We start from the raw sequence: 24,823 nt of genomic DNA on the forward strand, positions 1-24,823 counted from the left end.
CCGCCCTGATTATCGACCACGAAGGGGGCGACCCCACAATTCCCGCGTACGCTGACACGTCGTGGATCCCGATTTCGACCAGGCCCTGCAGCGGTACGACGCCGGTACGGCGGAACGCGCGGACCTCAAGCTGCTCACCAAGCAGTTGCTGAAGCTGCTGGTCGCGAAGGCTCCCGGCCACGCGGTCGAGGTACGCGTCCCGCCGTACGGCGCGGTGCAGTGCATCGAGGGTCCCCGGCACACTCGAGGCACTCCGGGCGCGGTGGTCGAGCTCCCGCCCGAGCTGTGGATCGACCTCGCCCTCGGTCGCACCACCTGGCCGGAGGCCCGGAGCTCCGGCAAGCTCCGAGCCAGCGGCGAACGCACCGACCTGGGCCCGCTGCTCCCGCTCGTCTGACCGGTGACTCAGCGGCCGGCGGTGTTGGACGCCCAGACACGGGTGCGGCGGTCCGGGGAGATTGACGCCGGGGGCAACCAATTGGCTCCACGGTAGGAACGAAAAGGGTTCTTCCCGGGACGGATCCGCATGCCACTATGTGCGCGTGGCATCAACCGTCCGTGCCCGGCTTTCCCGGCTCCGCGTCGATCTGACGCCCTGGCGTGGTTCCCGAGACTTCCGCATCCTGGTGATCTCCGGATCGGTGTTCTTTCTCGGCGGCATGGTCGGGTACGTCGCACTCCCGTACCAGCTGTACCAATTGACGCATTCCAACTTCGCCGTCGGCGCGATGGGCCTGGTGACGATCGCGCCGCTCGTCGTGTTCGGTCTGTACGGCGGCGCGCTCGCGGACCACGTCGACCGGCGGAAAATGCTGATCGGCACCGGTGTCGCCCAAGTCGTCATTTGTGCGCTGCTGCTCGCCAATGCCCTGCTGACGAATCCGCAGGTCTGGCTCATTTACGTGTGCGGTGGTCTGAATGCGATTGCGTCGTCGCTGCAACGCCCCAGCCGGGACGCGCTGTTTCCGCGGGTGGTCAAACACGAGGAAATGCCGGCCGCGGTCACCCTGAACGCGCTGACCCTCCAGGTCGGCCAGCTCGCCGGTCCCGCACTCGGCGGCGTCCTGGTCGCGACCGCGGGCGTCGCCTGGGCGTTCACGGTCGAGCTCGCCGGGCTGGCCGTCGCGACCCTGCTCTACCTGCTGCTCCGCCCGTACAAGACACGCGAGCACAGCACGCCGCCGAGCCTGCGCGCGATCGGGGAAGGCATCAGCTACGCCTTCCGCCGCCGCGACCTGCTCGGGACGTACGCCGTCGACATGGTCGGGATGTTCCTGGCGATGCCGATCGTGCTGTTCCCGGCGTTCGCGACCGAGGTGCTGCAGGAGCCGAAACTGCTCGGTCTCCTCTACAGCGCGGAGGCCGTCGGCGCAATGCTGGCGACCCTGACCAGCGGCTGGGCCCGACGGGTACACCAGCACGGACGGGCCGTCGTACTGGCCACCATCACCTGGGGCGCCTCGGTCGGCATCGCCGGGCTGGCGCCGAACATCTGGTTCGCGATCGCGTTCTTCGCCGTCGCCGGTGGCGCGGACATGATCTCCGGGCTGTTCCGGGCGGTGATCTGGAACCAGACCATCCCGGACGAGATGCGCGGCCGGCTGGCCGGGATCGAGATGCTGTCCTACTCGCTCGGCCCGCTCGGCGGCCAGACCCGGTCCGGCCTGGTCGCGGACCTCACCAGCGTTCGGACGTCGATCGTCAGCGGCGGTGTCCTGTGCGTCGCCGGAGTGGTCGCGACGGCCGTCTGGCTGCGCGACTTCTGGCGGTACGACGCCCGCACCGACGAACACGCAGTCCGCGAAAGGGAGCTACGCGCGGCGAGATAGTGCCTCGCGTCGGACGTGTTGGCGCTTGCGGCGCCCAGGCACGCACCTCACGGCACTTGCCCAGCGCCCACGATGCTCCGCATCGAGGCCACTGCTCAAGCACCGCGATGCACGCACCTGAACACCGCAATCACTCAAGCGACGTCCGACGCGAGGCACTAGAGTCGACTCACCATGCGTATCCGTCCTGCACTCCTGGCTGCTGCTCTGCTCGTCGTGGCGGGCTGCAGTGGTCCCGGTAACGAGACTGCGCCGAACGTGCCGCCGCTGGTGTCGGTGAGTACCACGCCTACCCAGACGCCGTCGGAGACGCCGTCACCGAGCACCCCGCCGACCGCGAAGGTTGCAGAGACGCTGTGTGTGCGGATGGACCAGCCGCTGGTGCAGGCGACCCTCGGAACGCCCGTGGTGACGCTCCAGACCAAGGTCCCGCCGGCCGACTTCGGCCTGCCGACGTACGACGTCTGCCAGTTCGGGCTGAGCACCAGTCCCAACGGGCCGGTGCTGCGGGTCGGCATTTCGGTGCTTCCGGCAACGAAAGCGACGCTGGCCGGCGCGCAGAAGGCCTATGCGGCGACGAAGGGTGAGGCTGCCAAGCCCGTGGCCGTGGGCGAGGGCGGGTTCGGGACCAGCACGTTCGTGGTGTACCTGCTGCAGGGACGGCTCTACAAGGTCAGCGGACCACCGGCGACGCTCGCGAAGTACGTCGTACTCGGGCAGGAAGTCGTGCGGCAGGCGCCCGGGCTGCCGGAGCCTCCGCCGCTGATCGCGCTGCCGGACTGCGAGCGCGGGTCGGACGAGGCCGAGAAGGTGATGGGTGCGCCGGCGATGGTCCGCCGCGACGGCCAGACCGCACTCGGCGACCTGGTCTGCGGCTGGGTCAACCCGACCAGCGTGCTCTCGACGTCGGTGCGCCGTACCCCGAACGCGAAGGCGTTGATGGAGCCGATCCGGAAATCACCGACGGCGCAGTCGATCCCACTGGGCGACGAGGCGTACGTCGACACCGCCACCGGCCGCACCACGATCCTGGTCGGCGACGACAAGTTGGTCGAGCTGGTCCCGCTGCCCGCCCGCGCGATCGACCCGGACACCATGACGGCCTTCGCGCTCGCGACGTCACCGCTCTACACCCGATGATCTAGGGAGCCTCGAGCGGGGCGAGGTAGCCGACCAGGGCTCGGTTGAGTTCGGTGATCCAGCGGTCGCGGTCGGCGGGTGGGGCGGAGACGATCGTGCCGAGCAGGGCGGCGAAGATCTGGGTGGCCACGGCTGCGGCGGTGTCGCGCTGGTCGGCGGGGAGGTCGGGGACCCGGGCGCCGATGATCTCGGCCACCCGGCCGGTGACGGCTTGCTGGAGGGCGCGGGTCGGCGCGGTCAGGCGGTCCGGGAGGTCGCCGCTGCTGAACAGGGCCTTGAAGCCGGGGTTGGCGAGGTTGACCTCGACCATCGGGCGGATCATCCGGTCGACCATCTCCGGCAGCGGCAGCTTCACCATGCTCAGGTCGAAGGCCTGCTCGTGGGCGGCCTTCAGTTCGGCCCGGTAGCGCTCGGCCAGCGCCTCGGCGAGGGCCTCCTTGTTGGCGAAGAACTGGTACAGCGTGCCGGGTGAGACGCCGGCCTGCTTGGCGATCGCGTTGGTGGTCGCCTTCGCGTACCCGACCTCGGCGAACACCACCGCGGCCGCGTCCGTCAGCTGCTCCATCCGCCGCTGACCGCGCGCCTGCCGCCGCGGTTCCTCGGGCATGCGTCACCCCTCGATTGACAAACACGAGCAAATACTCGTATTTTCTCCATACGCGAGCAACTACTCGTGTTCTGTCATCCTACCGCCGCATGTCCGGAGGTTTCGCCATGCCCGCAAGCACCACAGGTCTCCTCGAGCAGCTTGGCCGGTTCGTGGTACGCCGGCGCCGGCTTGTCGCCGGGCTGTCCGCGCTGGTGACCGTGGTGGTCCTGGCGATCGCCGCTGGTGCTCTGAATGTGCTGTCCCTGTCCCGGATCGCCGACCCGGCGTCGGAGTCCGATCGAGCCCGGCGCGTCCTCGACACCCAGTTCCAGACCGGGCCGCCGAATCTTGCGTTTCTGGTGACGGCCGGCGGGAGCGTTGACGACGCCAAGGTGCGGGCAGACGGGCTCGCGCTGACCGAGGAGATCGCGGACCGGGCCGGCGTTGCGGACGTGGCGTCGTACTGGTCGCGGGGCAACAGCCCGGCGTTGCGTAGTGAGGACGGGCGGCAGGCGCTGGTGCTGGTCCGGGTGCCCGGGGAGGTGAACGAGGCGCGGGCCCGGGTTGGGGAGCTTGCGCAGGAGTTCGCCGGGCAGCGGGGTGGGATCTCGGTGCAGGCGGGCGGGCAGGACGAGGTGTTCCGCGAGATCGGGGCGCAGGCGCGGGCGGACTTTCTGCGGGCGGAGGTGATCGTGCTGCCGATGGTCCTGCTGCTGCTCGTGCTGATCTATCGGCGGGTGTCGCTGGCGCTGGTGACACTCGGCGTCGGGATCTTCGCCGTCGGCGGCGCGCTGGCCGGGCTGCGGGCGATCGCCGCGTTCACCGAGGTCTCCACCTTCGCTGCCAACCTCTCCCTGGTCATGGGTCTCGCCCTCGGCGTCGACTACTGCCTGTTCGTGATCGCCCGCTATCGCGAGGAGTTGGCACGCGGCGTGGACGTCGGCGACGCGGTGGTCGCGGCGGTACGCACGGCCGGCCGGACGGTGTTCTTCAGCGGCCTGACCGTCGCCATGTCGTTGCTCGCCCTGTTGTTGTTCCCGCTGTCCTTCCTGCGCTCCTTCGGGTACGCCGGAGTGTTGGTCGTCGCCTCCGCACTCGTCGGCGCTCTCGTGATCCTCCCCGCCGCGCTAGCTCTTCTCGGCCACCGCGCCGCGGGACCAGTTGCCCAACGCAAGAAGACCGGCTGGTTCCGGTTGGCGCACTACGTGATGCGCCGACCGGTGCTCACCGGCGGTGCGATGCTCGCCCTGATCTTGTTGCTCGCAGCACCGGCCCTGGGACTGCGGCTCGGTCTGCCGGACGCGCGGATCCTGCCGGCCGACGCGAGCAGCCGGATCATGGCCGACCAGGTCCGCGCCAACTTCGGCCAGGAGGAGTCCGACGCGCTGTACGTCGTGATGCCGCAAACGCCTGAGCCCGCCGGACTTCCGTCGTACGCCGAGAATCTGTCAAAGCTGGACGGGGTTGCGCAGGTCGACACCTACACACGGACCGGCGGTGCCTACCTGACCGTCACGCCGACGCAGGAGGTGCTCGAGGGCGATGTCGCCGGCTGGGTGGATCGGGTGCGTGCGGTCGAGACGCCGTACGACGCCATCATCGGAGGGACTCCGGCCGAGATGGTCGACTGGCGCTCGGCGATGACCGAGCGGATCCCGCTGGTGCTGGGGTTGATCCTGCTGCTCAGTTTCGCGGTGCTCTGCTTCGCGACCGGCAGTGTGCTGCTGCCGTTGAAGGCGACTGTGCTGAATCTGCTCAGCCTGGCGGTGATGTTCGGCGTGATGGTGTGGGTCTTCCAGCAGGGCAACCTGTCCGGGCCGCTCGGGTTCACGGCGACCGGGGTGCTCGAGGCGAGCATGCCGATGCTGATGTTCTGCATCGTCTACGGACTGTCGATGGACTACGAGGTGTTCATCGTGTCGCGGATCCGGGAGGAGTACCGGCGGACAGGGGACACCGTGGGGGCGGTGGCGACCGGACTGCAGCAGTCGGCGCCGTTGGTGACGACGGCCGCCGTCGTACTGGCGTTGTCGTTCGCGGTGTACGCGACCGGTGGGGTGGTCTATCTGAAGATGATCGGGATCGGTATGGCGGTGGCGGTGCTGGTGGATGCGACCGCGATCCGGGGCGTGCTGCTGCCGGCGTTCATGAAGTTGGCCGGGCGCGCGAACTGGTGGAGCCCGGTCACCTGACGTCGGCGATGGTGGCGATGGCCTCGGTGATCTCAGTCGGTGTGCGGGCGGCGTACCCGAGGACGAGACCGGGAGCGTGCGGGAGTTGGCAGTGCCAGGACAGCGGGTGCGTCTTCACGCCCTTCTGCAAGGCGGCTGCGGCGAGCTCGACGTCGTTCACCGGGGACTCGAAGGTGATGGTCAGGTGCAGGCCGGCCGCGGCGCCGTGGACGGTTGCGGTAGGCAAGTATTTTGCGACGGCCCGCACCATGGCGTCCCGGCGGGTGCGATGGCGGCGACGGAGGAAACGGAGCTGGCGCTCTAGCTCGCCGGACTCCATCAGGTGCGCGAGGGTGAGCTGGGGCAGCGCGGCGTTGCCGAGGTCGGCCAGGCGCTTCATTCCGATCAGGTCGTCCTTGTACGGCGCCGGCGGCAGCATCCACCCGATCCGCAGGGACGGCGCGAGCAGCTTGGACACGCTGCCTGCGTAGATGACCTGGTCGGCCAGCATTGCGCGGAGAGCCGGAACGGGCGGCCGGTCGTACCGGTGTTCGGCGTCGTAGTCGTCCTCCATGATCAGCCCGCCGTCCGCTGCCCACTGGATCAGCTCACGCCGCCGTTCACCATCCAGTACGACGCCAGTCGGAAAATGGTGCGCCGGTGTCGCCATCACCACGCGGGCGCCGGACTCGCGCAGGACGTCGACCCGGAGGCCGCCGTCGTCGACCGGAATGGGTGGGGTGTCGAGACCCCAGTTCTGCAGGTGCTGGCGGGAGCCGAGTGAGCCGGGATCCTCGACCGCCATCTCCGTGATGCCGCGGGTCTTGAGGACCTGGGCGACCAGGCCGATCGCCTGGGAGACGCCGGCCACGATGATCAGGTCGTCGGGATGCGCCGTCACGCCTCGGTTGCGGGCCAGCCAGTTGGCCACCGCCCGTCGAAGCGCCGGCGTGCCCGCGGGGTCGCCGTACCCGAACTCAGCCGACTCCAGGTCGCCGAGCACAGCCCGCTCCGCCCGAAGCCAAGCCGTCCGCGGGAAAGCCGCCAGATCCGGCACCCCAGGAGTCAGGTCGATCCGAGCCGGCGCCGCCCGCAGGCTGTCGAAGACGTCGAGCCCAGGCTGGCTCATCGCCGGCTTCGCCGGGCCAGTGCTGCTGCCTCGCGGCGTGCTGCCGCGGGAGGTGGTGGCAGCCGGCGGTGTGGCGGCGGGGTCGGGAGTGGTGACAGGGGCGGCGACTACGACTGTGCCGGAGCGGCCTTGGCCTTGGACGTGGCCGTCTTCGGTCAGGCGTTGGTAGGCCTCGGTGACGACGCCGCGGGAGACCTGGAGTTCGGTGGCGAGGACTCGGGTAGCGGGGAGGCGGCTGCCGATCGGGAGGCGGCCGTCGGAGATGGCGGCTCGGAGGCGCTCGGTGAGCCAGTCCGACAGGCCGCCCGGCGGTGCGTCCGCCGGGTCCAGCTGGAGGAAGTCGGCACCGGGTTTGGACCGGCCAATTTCGCCCTGATTGGACCTGTTCACTGGACCATTGTGACGGCACTTTGGAGGTATGGGAACTGACTACGTGCACGGCTACACCCCCGCTGAGACCCGCCGGCTGACCGACCAGGCGCAGACTCTCGCCGACCTCCTGCACGCCGGGACCAACTACCCGGCCGGCAGCCGGGTGCTCGAAGCGGGCTGCGGAGTCGGCGCCCAGACAGTCCAACTGGTGACCCGCAGCCCAGGCATCGACCTGGTCTCGGTCGACATCTCCGAGGAGTCACTCGCCCAGGCCAAGGCGCGGGTCAGCGCCGTCGCGCCCCACGCCCGCGTCGACTGGCGGCTCGCGGATCTGCACGAGCTCACCGGCGAGTTCGACCACGTCTTCCTGTGCTTCGTCCTCGAGCACCTGGCCGAACCGCACGCCGCGCTGATCCGGCTAGGGCGCCTCCTCAAGCCGGGCGGCACGATCACCGTGATCGAAGGCGACCACGAGTCCGCGTTCTTCCACCCACGGAGTACGGCGGCGCAAGCGGTCATCGACTGTCTCGTCGACCTCCAGGCCGAAGCCGGCGGCGACTCACTGATCGGTCGCCGGATTCAGCCCCTGCTCAAGGACGCCGGGTACGACGACGTACGGGCCTGGCCGTGCACTGTCTACGCCGACGAGACGCTGCCCCACCTCGTCGACGGCTTCACCCGCAAGACGTTCATCGCGATGGTCGAGTCGGTCCGGGACCGCGCGATCGCCGCCGGGATGCGCACGCCCGCCGAATGGGCCCAAGGCATCCATGACCTGTCGAAAGCCGCCGAGTCCGGCGGCACCTTCCACTACACCTTCTTCAAATCGGTAGGCCGAAAATGCTGATCCTGCTGCTGTTCCTCGTCCTGATCGCCTGGGCTCTGCAACTCAACCACGACCGCCAGGACTGGCCGTCCACCCCCGGTACGGCGCGCAACGCCGTACCCGATCGTGATCTGGAACGGTTGGTGGCAGACCTGCGGGCGCTTCGCTGACCAGTTCATGAACACCTGGTAAACAAGAAGGATGGCGACCCAAGAGCAGCTCGAGATCGAGACCAAGTACGACGTCGACGAAAGCGCGAGCCTGCCCGCGCTGCACGAGTTGCCAGGGGTCGCGAGTGTCGCGCAACCGGTCGAGCTGGAGCTGGCGGCCGTGTACTACGACACCGACGAGCTGGACCTGGCCGCCAACAAGGTGACGTTGCGGCGGCGTACCGGGGGCGACGACGACGGCTGGCACGTGAAGTTCCCGGTCTCGTCAGGGGAGCGGCTGGAGGTCCGGCACCCACTCGGCCGGTCGACCCGCGTCGTGCCGATCGCGGTGCTGCGTACGGTCCGGGTGCACGTCCGCGACCGCAAGGTCGTCCCGGTGGTCACGCTGAACACCAAGCGCGTCGTACACCGGCTGCTCGATGCGAACGGCAAGGTGCTGGCCGAGCTCGCCGACGACCGGGTCACCGCGACGGTCGCAGACGCCGAACCGGACTGCTGGCGGGAGTGGGAGGTCGAGCTCGTCGGCGGTGACCGCTCACTGCTCGAGGACGCCGGCAAGCTGCTGCAGTCCGCGGGTGCCCAGCCGGCGTCTGGGCCGAGCAAGCTGGCCCGGGCGCTAGGCGATCGGGTGCCGGCCCCCACCACCTGGGAGCTGCCGTCGAAACCGCGCACCTCGGACCTGTTCCGTGCGTACGCCGGCGCGCAGGTGCAGGCGATCCGCGAGCGGGACCCGGAGGTACGGCGTGACATCCCGGACTCGGTCCACAAGTTCCGGGTCGCGACACGGCGGCTCCGGTCGGCGCTGGCGACGTACCGGCCGGTGCTGGACCGCGAGGCGGGGGACCAGATCCGGACCGAGCTGAAGTGGCTGGCCGGTGAGTTGGGGGTCGCGCGGGACACCGAGGTGCAGCGCGAGCACTTCGCCGCGACGGTCGCGGAGCAGCCCGCCGAGCTCGTGATGGGGCGGGTCGCCGGGCGGATCGACGACTACCTTCGGGGTGTGTACAAGGAGGGCCGGGCGGGGGCGCTGGCCGCGCTGGAGAGCGAGCGGTACTTCCGGCTGCTGGACGCGCTCGACGAGCTGATCGCGAACCCGCCGCTGGCCGGTGACGACCGGAAGGCGAAGAAGCAGATCGGCGACCTGCTCGACCACGACTGGAAGCGGATGCGGAAGTCCGTGCGCCGGTCCAAGGCCGCCGAGACGTCCGCCGAGCGGGACCACGAGTTGCATGAGGTCCGCAAGGCCGCCAAGCGACTCCGGTACGCCGCGGAGTCCGCCGTACCTGTCCTCGGCGACGACGCCACCGACCTCGCTGGCCGCGCCGAGGACGTCCAGGAGGTCCTCGGCGCGTTCCAGGACTCGGTCGTCTCCCGCGACCTCCTCCGCCAACTCGCCGTCCAGGTCCACCTCGAAGGCGGCAACGCCTTCACCTTCGGCCGCCTCCACGCCGCCGAAGAACTCCGCGGCGCCCAATCCCGAGACGCCTTCTACACCCTCTGGCCCAACCTCAAACTCAACTGACTCCTCCCCACGCAGCCCTCCGCGTGCGTCGACCGAACCGTGGCGGCGCCGCCCCCGCAGCCGCCGAGCCAACCGCGGCGGTGGATCAGTCGGGTGAACAGGAGCAGCCATCATCCAAGGTCAATCACGGGACCGAAGGTTGCGGACTGCTGCGCGATTCGGTGGCTATGCCGTGAGGCGGTCTGCCTCGGCCAGTAGGAGGTCGCCGAAGGGCTGGAAGCCGATGCTGCAGGCGTAGACGCCGCTGACGACTCGGTGGATGGTTCCCCATTCCCAGATGGCGGTGGCATCCACGCCCGTGCGAGAAGCCAGCTGCTCAGTCCGCGCCCAGAGGTCATCGCCGAGGTCGGGGTTGCAACGCACGATGGTGCCGAGATCGCACGCCGGCTCGGCCCGCAGCCCGGCTGGATCGATGAGCTTGTAGCTGCCGTCAGTCGCCTGCAGGGCGTTCAGCTCGTGGATATCACCGTGGACCAGAACCGCGGACCGATCGTCGTGGGCAAGGCGACGACGATCCATGCAGTTCAGCGCGTCCGCCACAGTGGCCGGCGAACACGGTCGCCCCGCCTGCTCCCAGAGTTTCGGCAGCCGATCGGCGTACTGCTCAGCCAGTTTCGCGCCGGTTGGAAGGTCAATGTCGGGACCGATCGGACGCCACAGACGGACCGCCACTTCGCACAGCAAGTTGTGGCGGCTTGCAGGGTCAGCCACGACGTCGTACATCGGAGCCCCAAGGCGCTCCAGCAGAAGGGCTTGTCGACCCACGTCCTCGCTCAACAGCTTGGCGCATCCGCTTCCGTTCGCCAGGCGCAGCACCATGGCCTCCTGCCCGACGTCCCGACCTGGCACACCGATCTTGAGGACCGCCGGAGTTCCGTCAACCTGCGTCACCTCGACGACCAAGGCGGCGTGACCGCCCGCGAAGCTGGGCCCGATCATCAGCGACCACTCCTGGGCCAGCGAGTCGACCACGCCTGGCAGCTCGTCCAGCCAGGATTCGTTCCCGTCGGCCATGACCGTCTTGCGGACCTGGTCAGGAATGTCGAGGCTCACTCCGCCAACCTAATACTCGAGCCGTAGTTCGTTCATTGTTGTTTCTTCGGGTAACAGAAGACGGACCCGGCGGGAGGGTGCCGGGTCCGTCTTTTGGGGCGGGGGTGGGGCTGTCAGGCAGGTTCGCGTGTGGTCAGCAGGGCCTGCCTGACAGGTCTTTCAGTGTTGTACGGCCTTTTCGGCGCCTGCTCCGGTGAGCGAGCGGACCTCCATCTCGGCGTACTTGTCGACGTCCGTCTGCTCCTTGCTGGTGACCGTGCCGAGCCAGCCGAGCAGGAACGCCAGCGGGATCGAGACGATGCCGGGATTGTCCAGCGGGAACCAGTGGAAGTCGATCGCGGGGTCGGTGATCATCGACAGGCTGGCGCCGGTCTTGGCGTCCACCTTGCCGGAGACGACCGGGCTGAACGCGATCAGGATGATCGCCGAGCCCAGGCCGCCGTAGATGCTCCAGAGCGCGCCGCGGGTGTTGAACCGCCGCCAGAACAGCGAGTACAGGATGGTCGGCAGGTTCGCGCTGGCCGCGACCGCGAACGCCAGCGCCACCAGGAAGGCGATGTTCTGCCCGTTGGCGAAGATGCCGCCGATGATCGCGACCGCACCGATCACCAGCGCGGTGATCCGGGCGACCCGGACCTCGCCGTCCGCGTTGACCTGGCCCTTCTTGATCACCTGGCCGTAGACGTCGTGGGCGAACGACGTACTCGCGGTGATCGTCAGGCCGGCCACCACCGCCAGGATGGTGGCGAAGGCGACCGCGGAGATGACGCCCAGCAGCAGCTCACCGCCGAGCTCGAACGCCAGCAGGGGTGCGGCCGAGTTCGCCTTGCCCGGGGCGGCCCGGATCGCGTCCGGGCCGACGAGTGCGGCGGCGCCGTACCCGAGGACCAGGGTGAACAGGTAGAAGATGCCGATGATCCAGATCGCCCAGCTGACGCTGCGGCGGGCTTCCTTCGAGTTCGGCACCGTGTAGAAGCGCATCAGGACGTGCGGCAGACCCGCCGTACCGAGGACCAGGGCGAGGGCCAGCGAGATGAAGTCCAGCTTGCTGATGCCGGTCGCGCCGTACTGCAGGCCCGGGTTGAGCAGCTTCTCACCGGCGGTCGGGCTGCGGTCCACCGCGGCGCCGAGCAGGCCGGACAGGTTGAACGCGTACTTCGCCAGCACCCACAGCGTCATCAGGCCGGCGCCGAGCACCAGCAGGACGGCCTTGATGATCTGCACCCAGGTGGTGCCCTTCATGCCGCCGACCAGGACGTAGGTGATCATGATGATGCCGACCACGGCGATCACCAGGCTCTGCCCGGTCCGGCCGTCGATACCGAGCAGCAGGGCGACCAGACCCCCGGCGCCTGCCATCTGCGCCAGCAGGTAGAAGAAGCAGACGCCGAGGGTCGAGATCGCGGCCGCCATCCGGACCGGCCGCTGCTTGAGCCGGAACGACAGTACGTCGGCCATCGTGAAGCGGCCGGTGTTCCGGAGCAGCTCGGCGACCAGCAGCAGGGCCACCAGCCATGCCACCAGGAAGCCGATCGAGTAGAGGAAGCCGTCGTACCCGTTCAGGGCGATCGCGCCGGCGATGCCGAGGAAGGACGCGGCGGACAGGTAGTCACCGGCGATCGCGATGCCGTTCTGCGGGCCGGTGAAGGACCGGCCGCCGGCGTAGAAGTCGGCCGCGGTCCGGTTGTTCCGGGACGCCTTGATCACGATCGCCAGGGTCGCGATCACGAACAGCGCGAAGATCGCGATGTTGACGGTCGGGTTGCCGATGTCGGTTGCCATCGGCAACAGCAGGGGTGCGCTCACTGGTCGGCTCCCTCGATCTGGTGGCGGAGCTTCTCGGCGTCCGGGTCGACCCGCTTGTCGGCCCAGCGGACGTAGGCCATCGTGATCGCGAACGTGGAGACGAACTGCCCGAGGCCGAACAGCAGCGCGACGTTGATGTTGCCGCCGATCTTGCTGGACATGAAGCCGGGGGCGTAGGCGGCGAGCAGCACGTAGAGGAAGTACCAGACCAGGAACAGGCCGGTCATCGGGAACACGAAGCGCCGGAACCGGCGACGCAAATCGGAGAAGTCAGGCGACACCTGAACCTCTCGGTACGTCGTCAGTCCAGGGTCACCCGTGGGTCGCGTATCACTCATGCGCGGACCTCCAGACGATGTCAGGCCGGGCGGAGTGACCGGCAGAGGGGTTGCTGGTCCGTACTGTGTCCCCGGTCACGCGCCCCGAGACAGCATCCACACGCATCGAGCGCTCAGCGGACCACACCAGTCGTTCGGTGGATCACTGTCCTGCGACGAGCGGTCGAATCCTCACGACGAGCGGTACGGCGACAGCGGTAGACCCCGGTCCACGTCGACGGCTTCGGGGGTGTGGAGGCGGACCATGCTGCGGGCGGTGCCAGCCGGGATCTTGTCGGGGGTCAGCTTGGACACCACGATCACGGTGAGGAAGGCGAGCGGCATCGTCCAGGCGGCGGGCTGCCCGACGAGGGCCTGCGGCCAGCCGCTCTCCGGGCCACCGATCACGTTGACGAGCGCGGCGGCACTCGCCGCGACCCCACCGACGACGAGGCCGGCGGCGGCCCCGGTCGTGGACATCCGCCGCCACCAGATCCCCAACACCAGCAGGGGACAGAAGGTCGACGCGGCCACCGCGAACGCAAGCCCGACCGTGTCCGCAAGGCTCAGCGCCCCGGTGAACTGGAACGCGAGATACGGCACGCACATCGACAGCAGCGCCGCGATCCGGAAGCTGTTCACCGCGACGTAGTCACCGCCGGTCCATCGGTGCAACCGGCTCCGCAACAGGTCCTGGTCGATCACTCCGGCGATCGCGACGGTCAGCCCCGACGACGTCGACAGGAACGCCGCGAAGGCCCCGGCCGCGACCAGCGCCCCGAGCAGATCCCCTGCTGTACCAGGGAAAACCCGCCCAGGCAGCTCCAGTACGACGGTATCCGCGCCACTCCCGACCAGGTCCGGCGCGAACGTCCGCCCGAGCACGGCGTACATCGGCGGGAACAGGTAGAAGGTCCCCAGCAGCGCCAGTACGACGACCGTCGTACGACGGGCCGCCCGTCCGTCCGGGTTCGTGTAGAACCGGACCAGCACGTGCGGCAGCCCCATCGTCCCGAAACAAAGGGCCAAGAGCAACGAATACGTCGCGTACAGCGGATGGTCGCGGCCACCCGCGGTCGACAGCGGCTCGGCCCACTCCGCACCCGCACCCTGCAGCGATGACAGGACGCCGACCGAATGGTCGAGGGACCGCCAGCCGATCAGGATGACGAAGATCGGCGCGGCGAGCGCGGTGAGTTTCAGCCAGTACTGGAACGCCTGGACGAAGGTGATCGAGCGCATGCCGCCGGCGGCGACGTTGATCACGACGATCACCGCGACGACCGCGGCGCCGACGCCGGGCGGCGCACCGGTGACCGTCTGCAGGGTGAGGCCGGCGCCGTGGAGTTGGGGCAGCAGATACAACGTGCCGATGCCGACCACGAGACCCGAACAGATCCGCCGTACGACGGCCGACTCGAAACGGGTCTCGGCGAAGTCGGGCAAGGTGTACGCACCGGATCGGCGCAGCGGTGCGGCGACGAGCACGAGCAGCATCAGATAGCCGACCGTGTAGCCGACGGAGAACCAGAGCATGTCGGCACCGTTGACCAGCACCAGCCCGGCGACGCCGAGGAACGACGCCGCCGAGAGGTACTCGCCGCTGATCGCGGATGCGTTCCACCGCGGCGTCACCATCCGGCTGGCGACGTAGAAGTCGCTGGTCGTCCGCGAGATCCGCAACCCGAACAGGCCGATCCCGATCGTCGCCACGATCACCAGCGCGATCCCGGTGAGGCTTGTTGCCGGTGACATTTAGTGCCTCCCGGTGGGGATGGTTCGGCGCTTGCGGCGCCCAGGCACGCACCTCGCGGCACTTGAGGACCATCCACGATGCTCCGCATCGAGGACGCCCCTCAAGCACCCCGATGCACGCACCTGGACACCGCAATCACTCGAACCCTCCCCACCGGCAGGCACTACTGCCGCCCGACGAACTCGGTGAACTCGGCCTCGATCCGCTCGGCGTGGCGGACGTAGATCCGGGCGGCGACGTACACGACCGGGTAGACCACGATGCCGAGGATCAGCCAGGGCAGCGGCAGGCCGAAGACGTCGAAGGTGCGGGTGGCGGGGACCAGCGCGAACAGCAGCGGGATGCCGCCGAGGACGATGGCCGCACCGCCGATGACGGCGAGCGCGAGGCGGAGCTGGGACTGGATCAGCGAGGACATGTACACCTCGCCGAGCCGGGTCTGCTCGTCGATCTCGCGGGTGCCGGTCGGGATGATCGGGCGCCGGGCCGCGCTGGTCCGGGGGCTGGTGACCCGGACGCGTCGCGGTCCTTCCGGCGTACTCACGTCAGCCACGCAGTGACGTCGAGCGAACCAGCAGGTCGCGGAGCTCGCGGGTGTGACGACGGCTGACCGGCAGCCAGTCGCCGCCGACGCGGACCGCGCACCGGCCGCCGTCGACGCGCATCTCGTCCACGTGCGCGAGGGCGACCAGGGTACTGCGGTGGATCCGCGTGAAGCCCGCCTCGCGCCAGCGTTCCTCCAGTGTGCTGAGCGGGATCCGGACCAGGTGCGAGTTCTGCCCGGTGTGCAGGCGGGCGTAGTCGCCCTGGGCCTCGACGTACCGGACCGTCGAGCGCTGGACGAACCTGGTGACGCCGGCCAGCTCGACCGGGATCACCTCGTCCTCGGTCTCCTCCGGCGACTGCAGGGCGGCCGGCGCGCCGGCGGTCAGGACCCGGCGGACCGCCTCCGCCAGCCGCTCGGCCCGGACCGGCTTCATCACGTAGTCGGTCGCCTGTAGCTCGAACGCGGCCACCGCGTGCTCGTCGTACGCGGTCACGAACACGATCTGCGGGCGTGGCTGGCGGAACTTGGACAGCACACTGGCCAGGTCGATCCCGTCCAGCCCGGGCATCTTGATGTCGCAGAACACCACGTCCAGGTCGGCCGCCTGCAGGATCTTCAGGGCGTCCGGACCGTTCGACGCGGTCCGGATCTCGCCGATCCGGTCGTCCCGCGACAGCAGGTACACCAGCTCGGCCAGGGCGGGCTCCTCGTCGTCCGCGACCAGCGCGCGCAGGGGAGTGTCGGCCATGCCCACACACTAATGCCAGCCAATCGCGATTTGGAGCTAGTGTTGAACCGCTGAGGTGACCGGATGAACACGCTGTCGACCACACTGGGGCAGACGGACATTCGCGTGTCCCGGCTCGGCGTCGGCGCGATGGTGTGGGGTGACATGTCGACCGCGCCCCGGTTCAACCCGGCCCGCAACGCCTACGGGCCGACCAGCACGGCTGAGGAGCAGGCAGCGGCGCTGGACGTGAGCCTGAAGGCGGGACTGAACTTCATCGACACCGCCGCGATGTACGGAAAGGGTGCGTCCGAGCGCCGGGTCGGGGAGCTGACTGACGGCCGCGACGTGGTCCTGGCGACCAAGTTTCCGTTCGGCTTCTTCTCCCGGGCGAGCAGCCTGCCGGTCACGCTGGACGGGAGCCTCAGTCGGCTTCGGCGTACGACGATCGACCTGTACCAGGTGCACTTCCCGAGCCGGTGGATGTCGATCCCGACCTTGATGGACCTGATGGCCGACGCCGTCGAGGCCGGGAAGATCCGGGCAGTGGGCGTGAGCAACTACAGCGCTGAACAGATGCGCACCGCGCACTCGCAGCTCGCCCGCCACGGACTGGCGCTGGCCTCCAACCAGGTGCAGTACTCGCTGCTGCACCGCAACCCGGAGACCGACGGCGTGCTCGAGACCTGCCGGGAGCTGGGCGCCACGCTGATCGCCTACATGCCATTGGCGTCAGGGGCGCTGACTGGCAAGTACTCGGCTACCAACCGACCAGCAGGCTGGCGGCGCTACAACAGGACCTTCCGCAGCGACCAGTTGGCCCGTCTGGTCGAGCTGCTGCGGGAGATCGGGGACAGCCACGATCGGAGTCCCAGTCAGGTCGCTCTGCGGTGGCTGATCCAGCAGGACGCCGTACTGCCGATTGCAGGGGCCAAGAATGCGAGCCAAGCCTCGCAGAACGCCGGAGCGCTCACGTTCAGCTTGGACGACGCGGAGGTCGAGGCGCTCAGGTCAGGTTGAGGAACCCGGAGCGTGGTCGGGCTGCGGCTCCCAGCGGAGGCGGTTCGAGCCGAAGCCCGCGGCGTGGGCGCCGTCGTGGCCGAGCGGGCGCCGACAGTAGTAGTACGGCGAGTACAGGTCCCGACAGGAGTCCTGGTACGTCGTGTACGCGAACTCGAGGTCGAGCCGGTTGTCATTGCTCATGCTGCACTGCTCCGGGGAGGGGGTTGCTCTTCCATGCAGTATGGGCAGGGAGTTGTTACCGGCACGTTTCGCCGCGGTCACGACTGTGAGAGCACAGCACGACGGGAGCCGGGCGGTGGCCCAGCTCCCGTCGGTCTGCGCGGCTACTTGATCAGTCCGTGTGGGTCGAGCACGTACTTGCGCGCCGCGCCCTGGTCGAACTGGCTGTAGCCCTGCGGTGCCTCATCCAGCGGGATTACCGTCGCGTTCACGTTCTTCGCGATCTGCGTCCGGTCGTGCAGGATCGCCTGCATCAACTGGCGGTTGTACCGCATCACCGGGCACTGCCCGGTCGTGAACGACAGCGACTTGGCCCAGCCGAGGCCCAGCCGGATCGACAGCGAGCCGGTCTTCGCGGCCTCGTCGCTCGCACCGGGATCACCGGTGACGTAGAGGCCGGGGATGCCGACCGCGCCGCCGGCGCTGGTGACGTCCATGACCGTGTTCAGCACGGTCGCGGGACGCTCGGTCTGGGCGTCGGTGCCGTGGCCGTGCGCCTCGAACCCGACCGCGTCGATCGCGCTGTCGACCTCCGGAACCCCGAGGATCCGTTCGATCTGGTCCTTCGGATCACCCTCGGACACGTCGATCGTCTCGCAGCCGAAACTGCGTGCCTGCTCCAGCCGGTCCTTCTGCAGGTCGGCCACGATGACCACGGCCGCGCCGAGCAGGAACGCCGAGGTGGCCGCGGCCAGGCCGACCGGTCCCGCACCCGCGACGTACACGGTCGAACCGGTGCCGACACCGGCCGTGACGGCGCCGTGGTACCCGGTCGGGAAGATGTCCGACAACATCGCCAGGTCGCGGATCTTCGCCAGCGCCTGGTCCTTGTCGGGGAACTTCAGCAGGTTCCAGTCGGCGTACGGCACCAGCGCGTACTCCGCCTGGCCGCCGACCCAGCCGCCCATGTCGACGTACCCGTACGCCGACCCCGGCCGGTCCGGGTTCACGTTCAGGCAGACGCCGGTCTTGCCCTCCTTGCAGTTGACGCACCGCCCGCAGGCGATGTTGAACGGGACCGACACCAGGTCGCCGACCTTGATGAACTCGACGTCCCGGCCGACCTCGGCCACCTCACCGGTGATCTCGTGACCGAGCGCGAGCCCCGACGGCGCCGTCGTCCGGCCGCGGACCATGTGCTGGTCGCTGCCGCAGATGTTGCTGGCCACCACCTTGAGGATCGCCCCGTGCGGAATCTGCCGGCCCACGTTCGCCGGGTTGACCCCCGGTCCGTCCTTGAGCTCCAGGCTCGGGTAGTCGATCGTCTCGACCGCCACGTCGCCTGGACCCTTGTAGATCACTGCCTTGTTGCCTGGCACGCGCAATGCTCCTCTCCAGGAGGCTCCACCGCAGAACGCAGTGGAGCGTGCGAAACCGCTGTCACCGGCCGCGATCGCCCCGAGAAGGCGATGCAGTCATCGCCTGCCCCGCCCAGGTGGATCCCGTCCCGACGGCGATGTCGTGACGCCATCGAGGGATCGCTGTCGACGCTAGTTCGCGCCGCCAGCACGGTCAACGCGAGACAGCGTGTACACCGGAGGAGTACTTGGGGATCCGGAAGGTCACCTTGGTGCCGGCGTCGACGGCGGTCTCGACGACCAGGCCGTACGCGTCGCCGTACACCTGCCGGAGCCGGGCGTCCACGTTGCCGAGGCCGACCGAGTCGCTGCCGGATTCACCCGCCAGCGCGGCCCGGATCACCTCGGGGTCGCTGCCGGCGCCGTCGTCCTCGACGCTGATCTCGGCCTCGTTGATCCGGTCCCGAGCCCGGATGGTGATCCGTCCGACTCCGGTGGTGCCTTCCAGGCCGTGCCGTACGGCGTTCTCCACCAGCGGCTGCACGACCAGGAACGGGATTACCACCGGCAGCACCTCGGGCGCGATCAGCAACGACACCTTCAGCCGATCGCCGAACCGGGCCTGCTCGAGCACCAGGTACCGCTCGACGTTGCGCAGCTCGTCGGCCAGCGTGGTGAACTCGCCACCGCGCCGGAGCGCGTACCGGGAGAAGTCGGCGAACTCCAGCACCAGCTCACGCGCCCGCTCCGGATCGGTCCGCACGAACGAGGCGATCGCGGCCAGCGCGTTGTAGATGAAGTGCGGGCTGATCTGCGCCCGCAGCGCCCGCAGCTCCGCCTCCATCGCGCGGGTGCGCTCCTTGTTCAGCTCCGCCAGCTCCACCTGACCGGACACCCAGCGGGCGACCTCCTCCGTCGCTCGGACCAGTGCGGCCGACGAGCGGATGCTGTATGCGACCAGTACGGCGACCACTCGCTCCTCGGTGACGATCGGAGCGACGACCGCCGTACGGATCGGACACTGCGGATCGCCACAGGCCACGTCGTGGGCGCCGAGCACCGCCGTACGCCCGGTACGGAGCGTAGGCGCGGCGAGCGCCTTGGCATCACCGCGGTGGTTGCTCTCGTAGGGTCCGCCGACCCCGTCCCACGCCAGTACGCCGGACGAGTCGCAGATGGCGATGGCCGCCGTACCCAGGAGGTCCCGGAGATGACGGCTCGCCTTGCCCGCCGCGGCGGGGGTCAGGCCCTCGCGCAGGTGGGGAGTGGCCAGCGAGGCGGTATGCAGAGTCGCATACGTCGCCTTGTCAGCCGGAGTCCCAAAATGCTTCCGCCGTCGCGCGAACACGAGACGACGGTAACCGCTCAGCCCTCCGCGCGGGGTCTGAAGGCGTCGAGGGCCTCTGTGTCGGAGTAGTTCGACAGGAGGTACTCGGCTACCCAGGCCTCTCGATCGGGGTACGACGACTCGGCGACGATCCGGTCGGCGGCCTTCCTCCTGTCCATCGGTGCCCTTCGCAGTTGTACGCCGTCCGGAGTGAGCAGGGCCCAGCTCGGGCCGGGAGCGCCGTACGGCATGCCGACGCTGCCGGCGTTGACCACCAGGCGCCGGTCGACCTGCCGCGCGAACGGCATGTGCGTGTGCCCGCACACCACCGTGCGGACCTCGTCAGGCAGCCCGCTGAAGACCTGCGCCCAGCGTGCGATCGGGCTGTCCACCAACACCATCTCTTCGTCGTCCCGCGGCGTCGCATGGCAGAACAGCGCGTCGCCGATCGTCACGGTGGTAGGCAGTCCCGCCAGCAGCTCAACCTGGTCGGCTCGAAGCTCCCCGGCTGCCCAAGGACTCACGCCGTCCGGCGCCTCGCCCTCGAACGTCCCGCGGGCCATCGCCACCAGCTCCCGGTCCGCGTTCCCGCGTACCCAGACCACCCGCTCGCCGAGAGACACCAGCAAGTCCAACGTCTCCACCGGCTGCGGCCCGCTGGCGATGTCTCCCGCCAGCACGATGACGTCGGCGTCCCGCACGTCCGCCTCGGCTAGCACCGCCTCGAGAGCAGGCAACACCCCGTGCACGTCCGCGAGCACCGCAACAGTCGTCATGTCGCCAGTCTGCTGCGAAACCCCAACGACAGCGGGGATATCTGCTACCGGCAGATCAGGTGCCGATCTCCAGCGTCTGGTCGTTGACGATCTTGGTCGCGCGCTCGCAGGCGGCGGTCGTGAGGTTGCAGCGGACGATCGCCCGGTCGACGTTCTCGGTCTCGCCCTGACCGTCGCCCACCGCGACGATCAGGACGTGCTCGTCGTCCTCGGCGGCGATCCGCAGGAAGCAGCCGTTCCACTCGCGGACCAGCTTGCCGGTCCGGGTGTCCAGCGCGGCTTGGACCAGGTTGCAGTAGCCGTCGCCGTACGCCGGTCCGCCGACGGCCGTCCTGGCGTCCGGGGTGAAGCCGGTGATCCAGTAGTCGCAGGTACGCGAGAACTGCTTGCCGGAGCTGACCTCGACCATCGAGGAGCAGCTGCCGCCGTCGTTGATCAGGTTCACCGAGGAGGCCACGCTGCCGTCCCTGGACACGGCCGACGCCGACGTGACCGTCTTGACCTCGACGGGCTTCGCCGCACCGGGCACCCAGCTGTACAGCTTCCACGCGCCGGTGTCGTCGCTGTCCGCGCGGTAGTAGACCTTGTCGCCCACGTACGCGAGCACCTGCAGGTTCCAGGCGTCGGGCAGCTTGAGCGACTTCAGGAACCCGTCCTCGCCCGGGTCCTCGGCGTAGACGATGCCGCCCTTCTCCTGCGCCCCGAGCCAGCCGGGCCGGGCCGCCGCGTACGCCGCCGCGGACTGGTCGGCCTTCGTGACGAGGGAGGACACGTCCGGGGTACGGCGTACCTCGCCGGTCCCGCTCACCTTGATCAGCTCGCTCCCCGAGTCGCCGTTCGTGACGGCAGCCAGCGCGTCGGTCTCCAGCCGGCCGATCGCGATGATGCCGCCGGTGCCGGGGATCTTCAGCGCGCTGCCGGCGCCGCCGCGGACCTCGCGGCCGACCAGGTACGGGATCGCCGGCTCGCGGCCCTGGGAGAGCTTGTTGATGTCCACTTTGACCTTGGTCGGCCCCGTGGACGTCGGCGGCGCACTGGTCGGAGTCACGGTCGGCGTCGGCTTGGCGGTCGACGGCGTCGGCTTCGGCGTCGGGCTCGGGGCCGGCGAAGGGGAGCCGGTCAGCGGGGCTGCGTCGGCTTGGGCTGACTCGGGACCTTGGCGGTACGCGATGGCCGCGCCGATCGCCACGGCGGCTACGGCTACTGATGCGACCAGGATGACCAAGCGCCTGTTGTTGCTCCGCATCACCGGACTCCTCCCCTTGATGCCCGTTTGGACGCTCCGGAACACGGTTTTGTTGGCCCTTGGCCGGCTCCGAAACGCCGTACCCACTGCTCGGCGATCGGGTCGCAGGAGGCATCGAGCATAATTGCGCCATGGACCAGCCACCCCGGATCGGCCGGTACTCCCTGGTCCGCCGGGTGGGTGCCGGAGGTTTCGCGACCGTTTGGCTGGCCCGGGACGAGCAACTCGACGCCGAGGTCGCGGTCAAGATCCTCTCCGACAACTGGATCGAGGACGAGGACGTCCGGCGCCGGTTCCTGGCCGAGGGCCGGTTCCTGCGCAAGGTCGACTCGCTGTACGTCGTCGGCGTCCACGACATCGGTGAGGCCGAGGACGGCCGCCCGTTCATGGTGCTCACCTACGCCGACGGCGGCACGCTCGCGGAACGGATCAAGGCCGGCCCGCTGGAGATCGCCGAGGTGGTCCGGGTGATCAACCAGGTCGGCCGTGGCCTGAAGCACCTGCACAGCCGTGGCGTCCTGCACCGCGACGTGAAACCGGCGAACGTGCTGTTCCGCACCGACCCGGCCGGCGACCGCGCGATGCTGTCCGACCTCGGGCTCGGCAAGTCGCTGGCCGAGGTCTCGCGGATCACGATGCCCGGCGGCACCCCGGCGTACGTGGCGCCCGAGCAGGTCCGCGGCGAGCGCCTGGACCACCGGGCCGACCTCTACTCCCTGGGCGCGGTCGCGTACGCCGCCTTCACCGGACAGGCGCCGTACGGCGTGGCGAGCCTGAGCGCCGTGATGCAGATCGACACCCCGCCGCCGTCGATGGCGACCCTGCGCGAGGACATCCCGGACGCGATCGACGTCGTCGTACGGCGTGCCCTCGAGCCGGACCGCGACAAGCGCTGGCCCGACCTGGACAGTTTCCTCACCGCACTCCGCGACGCGCACACCACCGGTGAGGTCCCGCCCGGCCTGGTGCCGGCCGCGGAGATGCCGACCCCGACGGCACCGCCCGCCGACGTCGACCAGGCAACCGCCCTGGCCACCGCCAACCGCTCGACGGTCGCGACCAAACCCAAGCGCTCGGTCCGCGGCCGAGTGATCGCCGGTCTGGTAGCAGTGGTGCTGGCCGCCGCCGGCGCGTACGGCGGCTACGAGTTGGTGCTGACCCGTCCCGTGAAGGTCGAGTATCAGAACCTGTCGGTGGAGGTCCCGCGGGACTGGTCGCAGAAGTCGGAGAACGCCGACGGCCCGTCCCTGCTGGTGAGCAAGAACACCTCCGAGTGGCAGAACAACAACGCAACCGAGGGCGTGTTCCTGGGCATCAGCAACGGAACGACGTTGCCGAGGACCACCACGCCCCCGGCCGGCTGCCAGCCCGCCACCCCCGACCCGCCGAACCTCGAGGGCCAGAGCCTGGTCACCTTCCGGTACAGCTGCAGCGAAGCATCCGTGGACGAGCAGTTCCGGCTGCTGGACGGGAACAAGGTGCTCCGGGTCCAGGTCCGGGACGACAACCCGGAGCGCCGGGCGGCGGTGCTGGCTTCAGCTGAGTACACGCCCTAACGCGCGAGGGTGTAGCGGGCGTCGCCTTCTCGAACGGACGCCGTACGGTAGGCGCATGACCGATCTGTCCGCGGCGATCGACCGCGTTCTGCCCAGCGTCCGTGCCGACCTCGAGGACCTCATCCGGATCCCGTCGGTCAGCTACGAACCGGCCCGCGCGGCCGATGTCCAGCGCTCCGCCGAGGCGACCGCCTCGCTGTTCGAGGCCGAAGGGTTCGCGACGAAGATCGTCCGCGCCGGCGAGGGTGCGCCGGCGGTGATCGCGAAGAAGCCGGCGCCCGCTGGGAAGCCGACGGTCCTGCTGTACGCGCACCACGACGTCCAGCCGACCGGACCGGCCGACCAGTGGACCTCCGACCCGTTCGAGCCGGTCGAGCGCGGTGACCGGCTCTACGGACGGGGCGCGGCCGATGACAAGGCCGGGATCGCCGCGCACCTGGCCGCCGTACGGGCCTTCGGCAACGACCTGCCGGTGGGCGTGACGGTGTTCGTCGAGGGTGAGGAGGAGATCGGCTCGCCGACCCTGCTGCAGCTGCTGGACGAGTACTCCGCGGAGCTGGCCGCCGACGCGATCGTGATCGCCGACTCCGGCAACTGGGACATCGGCCAGCCGGCGCTGACCGTGTCGCTGCGCGGCCTGGTCGAGGCGTACGTCGAGGTGCGCACGCTCGAGCACGCCGTACATTCCGGTCTTTTCGGTGGCCCGATCCCGGACGCGCTGTCGGCGTTGTGCCGGCTGCTCGCCACCCTGCACGACGACAAGGGCGACGTTGCCGTGGACGGGCTGCACGCCTCGCGGGCGGCGGATGTGGACTACCCGGAGGAGCGGCTGCGGGCCGAGTCGAGCGTGCTGGACTCCGTCAGGCTGACCGGTTCGGGCTCGCTCGTCGACCGCCTGTGGACTCGGCCGTCGATCGCCGTACTGGGGATCGACGCGCCGTCGGTGGCGGAAGCGAGCAACACGCTCGTGCCGGTCGCGCGGGCCAAGATCGGCCTGCGGGTCGCGCCGGGCGACGACGCGATCAAGGCGATGGCGGCGCTGAAGGAACATCTCGAGAACAACGCGTCCTGGGGAGCCCAGGTGACTGTGACCGAAGGCCAGACCGGTCAGCCGTGCAGCGTGCATGCGCGCGGCGCCGGGTACGAAGCGGCCCGTTCGGCGTTCAAGACCGCGTGGGGCGTCGAGCCGATCGACATGGGCATGGGTGGGTCGATCCCGTTCATCGCCGAGTTCCAGCAGACCTTCCCGCAGGCCTCGATCCTGGTCACCGGCGTGGAGGATCCGGACACCCGCGCCCACGGAATCGACGAGGGCCTGCACCTCGCGGAGTTCCGCAAGGTCTGCCTCGCCGAGGCCCTCCTGCTCCAGAACCTGGCCGACCAAGCCTGACCGGGCTTTCCGGCGACCCAGTGTTTGGCATAGG

23 protein-coding genes are annotated in these 24,823 nt (G+C 69.4%); 10 read left to right on the forward strand and 13 right to left on the reverse strand.

Features of this window, described 5'->3' with window-relative positions:
- The first annotated feature begins 61 nt into the window (after positions 1-61).
- From ACIBL3_RS06410 to ACIBL3_RS06420, 3 genes are all read left to right on the forward strand, one after another.
- Complete coding sequence (locus tag ACIBL3_RS06410; RefSeq protein WP_396352151.1) at positions 62-397, forward strand: sterol carrier family protein; 336 nt, start codon at positions 62-64, stop codon at positions 395-397.
- Between the two features lie 145 nt (positions 398-542).
- Positions 543-1,829, forward strand: coding sequence for an MFS transporter (locus ACIBL3_RS06415; protein ID WP_396352152.1), 1,287 nt, complete (start codon positions 543-545; stop codon positions 1,827-1,829).
- Between the two features lie 174 nt (positions 1,830-2,003).
- Complete coding sequence (locus ACIBL3_RS06420) at positions 2,004-2,969, forward strand: hypothetical protein (protein ID WP_396352153.1); 966 nt, start codon at positions 2,004-2,006, stop codon at positions 2,967-2,969.
- A 1-nt stretch (position 2,970) separates the two neighbouring features.
- Here the strand turns inward: ACIBL3_RS06420 and ACIBL3_RS06425 are convergent, their stop codons facing one another.
- Positions 2,971-3,576 (reverse strand): TetR/AcrR family transcriptional regulator, encoded by a 606-nt coding sequence (locus ACIBL3_RS06425; protein WP_396352154.1) that lies wholly within the window; start codon positions 3,574-3,576, stop codon positions 2,971-2,973.
- 107 nt (positions 3,577-3,683) lie between these two features.
- Between ACIBL3_RS06425 and ACIBL3_RS06430 the strand changes: the two genes are divergently transcribed.
- Positions 3,684-5,750 (forward strand): MMPL family transporter, encoded by a 2,067-nt coding sequence (locus ACIBL3_RS06430; RefSeq protein ID WP_396352155.1) that lies wholly within the window; start codon positions 3,684-3,686, stop codon positions 5,748-5,750.
- Here the strand turns inward: ACIBL3_RS06430 and ACIBL3_RS06435 are convergent.
- A complete protein-coding gene (locus ACIBL3_RS06435; RefSeq protein WP_396352157.1) occupies positions 5,743-7,248 on the reverse strand; it encodes a PLP-dependent aminotransferase family protein in 1,506 nt (501 codons plus the stop codon). The two genes, ACIBL3_RS06430 and ACIBL3_RS06435, sit on opposite strands and share 8 nt — an antisense overlap.
- Before the next feature lie 28 nt (positions 7,249-7,276).
- On the opposite strand from ACIBL3_RS06435, the gene ACIBL3_RS06440 reads away from it, so the two are divergent.
- Genes ACIBL3_RS06440 through ACIBL3_RS06450 form a run of 3 tightly spaced genes read left to right on the forward strand, consistent with a single transcriptional unit; the run spans position 7,277 to position 9,748 of the window.
- Entirely contained in the window at positions 7,277-8,077 is an 801-nt protein-coding gene (locus ACIBL3_RS06440) for a class I SAM-dependent methyltransferase (RefSeq protein ID WP_396352158.1), read from the forward strand.
- Positions 8,071-8,226, forward strand: coding sequence for a hypothetical protein (locus ACIBL3_RS06445; protein WP_396352159.1), 156 nt, complete (start codon positions 8,071-8,073; stop codon positions 8,224-8,226). The genes ACIBL3_RS06440 and ACIBL3_RS06445 overlap by 7 nt, the downstream gene beginning before the upstream one ends.
- 31 nt (positions 8,227-8,257) lie before the next feature.
- The gene (locus tag ACIBL3_RS06450; protein WP_396352160.1) at positions 8,258-9,748 is read left to right on the forward strand and encodes a CHAD domain-containing protein; all 1,491 of its coding nucleotides are present in this window, start codon (positions 8,258-8,260) and stop codon (positions 9,746-9,748) included.
- 165 nt (positions 9,749-9,913) lie between these two features.
- Here ACIBL3_RS06450 and ACIBL3_RS06455 read toward each other — a convergent pair whose 3' ends face one another.
- The 6 genes from ACIBL3_RS06455 to ACIBL3_RS06480 form a co-directional block, all read right to left on the reverse strand.
- Entirely contained in the window at positions 9,914-10,720 is an 807-nt protein-coding gene (locus tag ACIBL3_RS06455; RefSeq protein WP_396352161.1) for an aminoglycoside phosphotransferase family protein, read from the reverse strand.
- Positions 10,721-10,960: 240 nt separating this feature from the next.
- A complete protein-coding gene (locus ACIBL3_RS06460; protein WP_396352313.1) occupies positions 10,961-12,583 on the reverse strand; it encodes a cation acetate symporter in 1,623 nt (540 codons plus the stop codon).
- A 20-nt stretch (positions 12,584-12,603) separates the two neighbouring features.
- On the reverse strand, positions 12,604-12,945 hold the full coding sequence (locus ACIBL3_RS06465) for a DUF485 domain-containing protein (protein WP_396352162.1): 342 nt from the start codon (positions 12,943-12,945) through the stop codon (positions 12,604-12,606).
- A gap of 171 nt (positions 12,946-13,116) precedes the next feature.
- Positions 13,117-14,679 carry a cation acetate symporter gene (locus ACIBL3_RS06470; protein ID WP_396352163.1) on the reverse strand — a complete coding sequence of 521 codons (1,563 nt, stop codon included), beginning with the start codon at positions 14,677-14,679 and terminating at the stop codon, positions 13,117-13,119.
- 164 nt (positions 14,680-14,843) lie between these two features.
- Entirely contained in the window at positions 14,844-15,233 is a 390-nt protein-coding gene (locus tag ACIBL3_RS06475) for a hypothetical protein (protein WP_396352165.1), read from the reverse strand.
- Positions 15,226-15,975 (reverse strand): LytR/AlgR family response regulator transcription factor, encoded by a 750-nt coding sequence (locus ACIBL3_RS06480; protein ID WP_396352166.1) that lies wholly within the window; start codon positions 15,973-15,975, stop codon positions 15,226-15,228. The genes ACIBL3_RS06475 and ACIBL3_RS06480 overlap by 8 nt, the downstream gene beginning before the upstream one ends.
- A gap of 63 nt (positions 15,976-16,038) precedes the next feature.
- Between ACIBL3_RS06480 and ACIBL3_RS06485 the strand changes: the two genes are divergently transcribed.
- Positions 16,039-16,974, forward strand: a complete 936-nt coding sequence (locus ACIBL3_RS06485) for an aldo/keto reductase (protein ID WP_396352167.1) — start codon at positions 16,039-16,041, stop codon at positions 16,972-16,974.
- On the opposite strand, the gene ACIBL3_RS06490 is transcribed toward ACIBL3_RS06485, so the two are convergent.
- The 5 genes from ACIBL3_RS06490 to ACIBL3_RS06510 all read right to left on the reverse strand — a co-directional run bounded on the left by ACIBL3_RS06490 (position 16,966) and on the right by ACIBL3_RS06510 (position 21,843).
- Entirely contained in the window at positions 16,966-17,157 is a 192-nt protein-coding gene (locus ACIBL3_RS06490) for a hypothetical protein (protein ID WP_396352169.1), read from the reverse strand. The genes ACIBL3_RS06485 and ACIBL3_RS06490 overlap by 9 nt on opposite strands.
- A gap of 143 nt (positions 17,158-17,300) precedes the next feature.
- Complete coding sequence (gene fdhA, locus ACIBL3_RS06495; protein ID WP_396352171.1) at positions 17,301-18,515, reverse strand: formaldehyde dehydrogenase, glutathione-independent; 1,215 nt, start codon at positions 18,513-18,515, stop codon at positions 17,301-17,303.
- 193 nt (positions 18,516-18,708) lie between these two features.
- On the reverse strand, positions 18,709-19,842 hold the full coding sequence (locus ACIBL3_RS06500; RefSeq protein ID WP_396352172.1) for a histidine kinase: 1,134 nt from the start codon (positions 19,840-19,842) through the stop codon (positions 18,709-18,711).
- Between the two features lie 17 nt (positions 19,843-19,859).
- On the reverse strand, positions 19,860-20,597 hold the full coding sequence (locus ACIBL3_RS06505; RefSeq protein WP_396352174.1) for a metallophosphoesterase family protein: 738 nt from the start codon (positions 20,595-20,597) through the stop codon (positions 19,860-19,862).
- 55 nt (positions 20,598-20,652) lie between these two features.
- Entirely contained in the window at positions 20,653-21,843 is a 1,191-nt protein-coding gene (locus tag ACIBL3_RS06510; RefSeq protein ID WP_396352175.1) for a hypothetical protein, read from the reverse strand.
- Between the two features lie 131 nt (positions 21,844-21,974).
- Between ACIBL3_RS06510 and ACIBL3_RS06515 the strand changes: the two genes are divergently transcribed.
- Together ACIBL3_RS06515 and ACIBL3_RS06520 are read left to right on the forward strand one after the other, a co-directional pair.
- A complete protein-coding gene (locus ACIBL3_RS06515; RefSeq protein ID WP_396352177.1) occupies positions 21,975-23,399 on the forward strand; it encodes a serine/threonine-protein kinase in 1,425 nt (474 codons plus the stop codon).
- A 55-nt stretch (positions 23,400-23,454) separates the two neighbouring features.
- Positions 23,455-24,789, forward strand: coding sequence for a dipeptidase (locus tag ACIBL3_RS06520; protein ID WP_396352178.1), 1,335 nt, complete (start codon positions 23,455-23,457; stop codon positions 24,787-24,789).
- The last annotated feature ends 34 nt before the right edge of the window (positions 24,790-24,823 follow it).

It is taken from the genome of Kribbella sp. NPDC050124 (genome assembly GCF_044460355.1).
In the GTDB taxonomy this organism is placed as follows: domain Bacteria; phylum Actinomycetota; class Actinomycetes; order Propionibacteriales; family Kribbellaceae; genus Kribbella.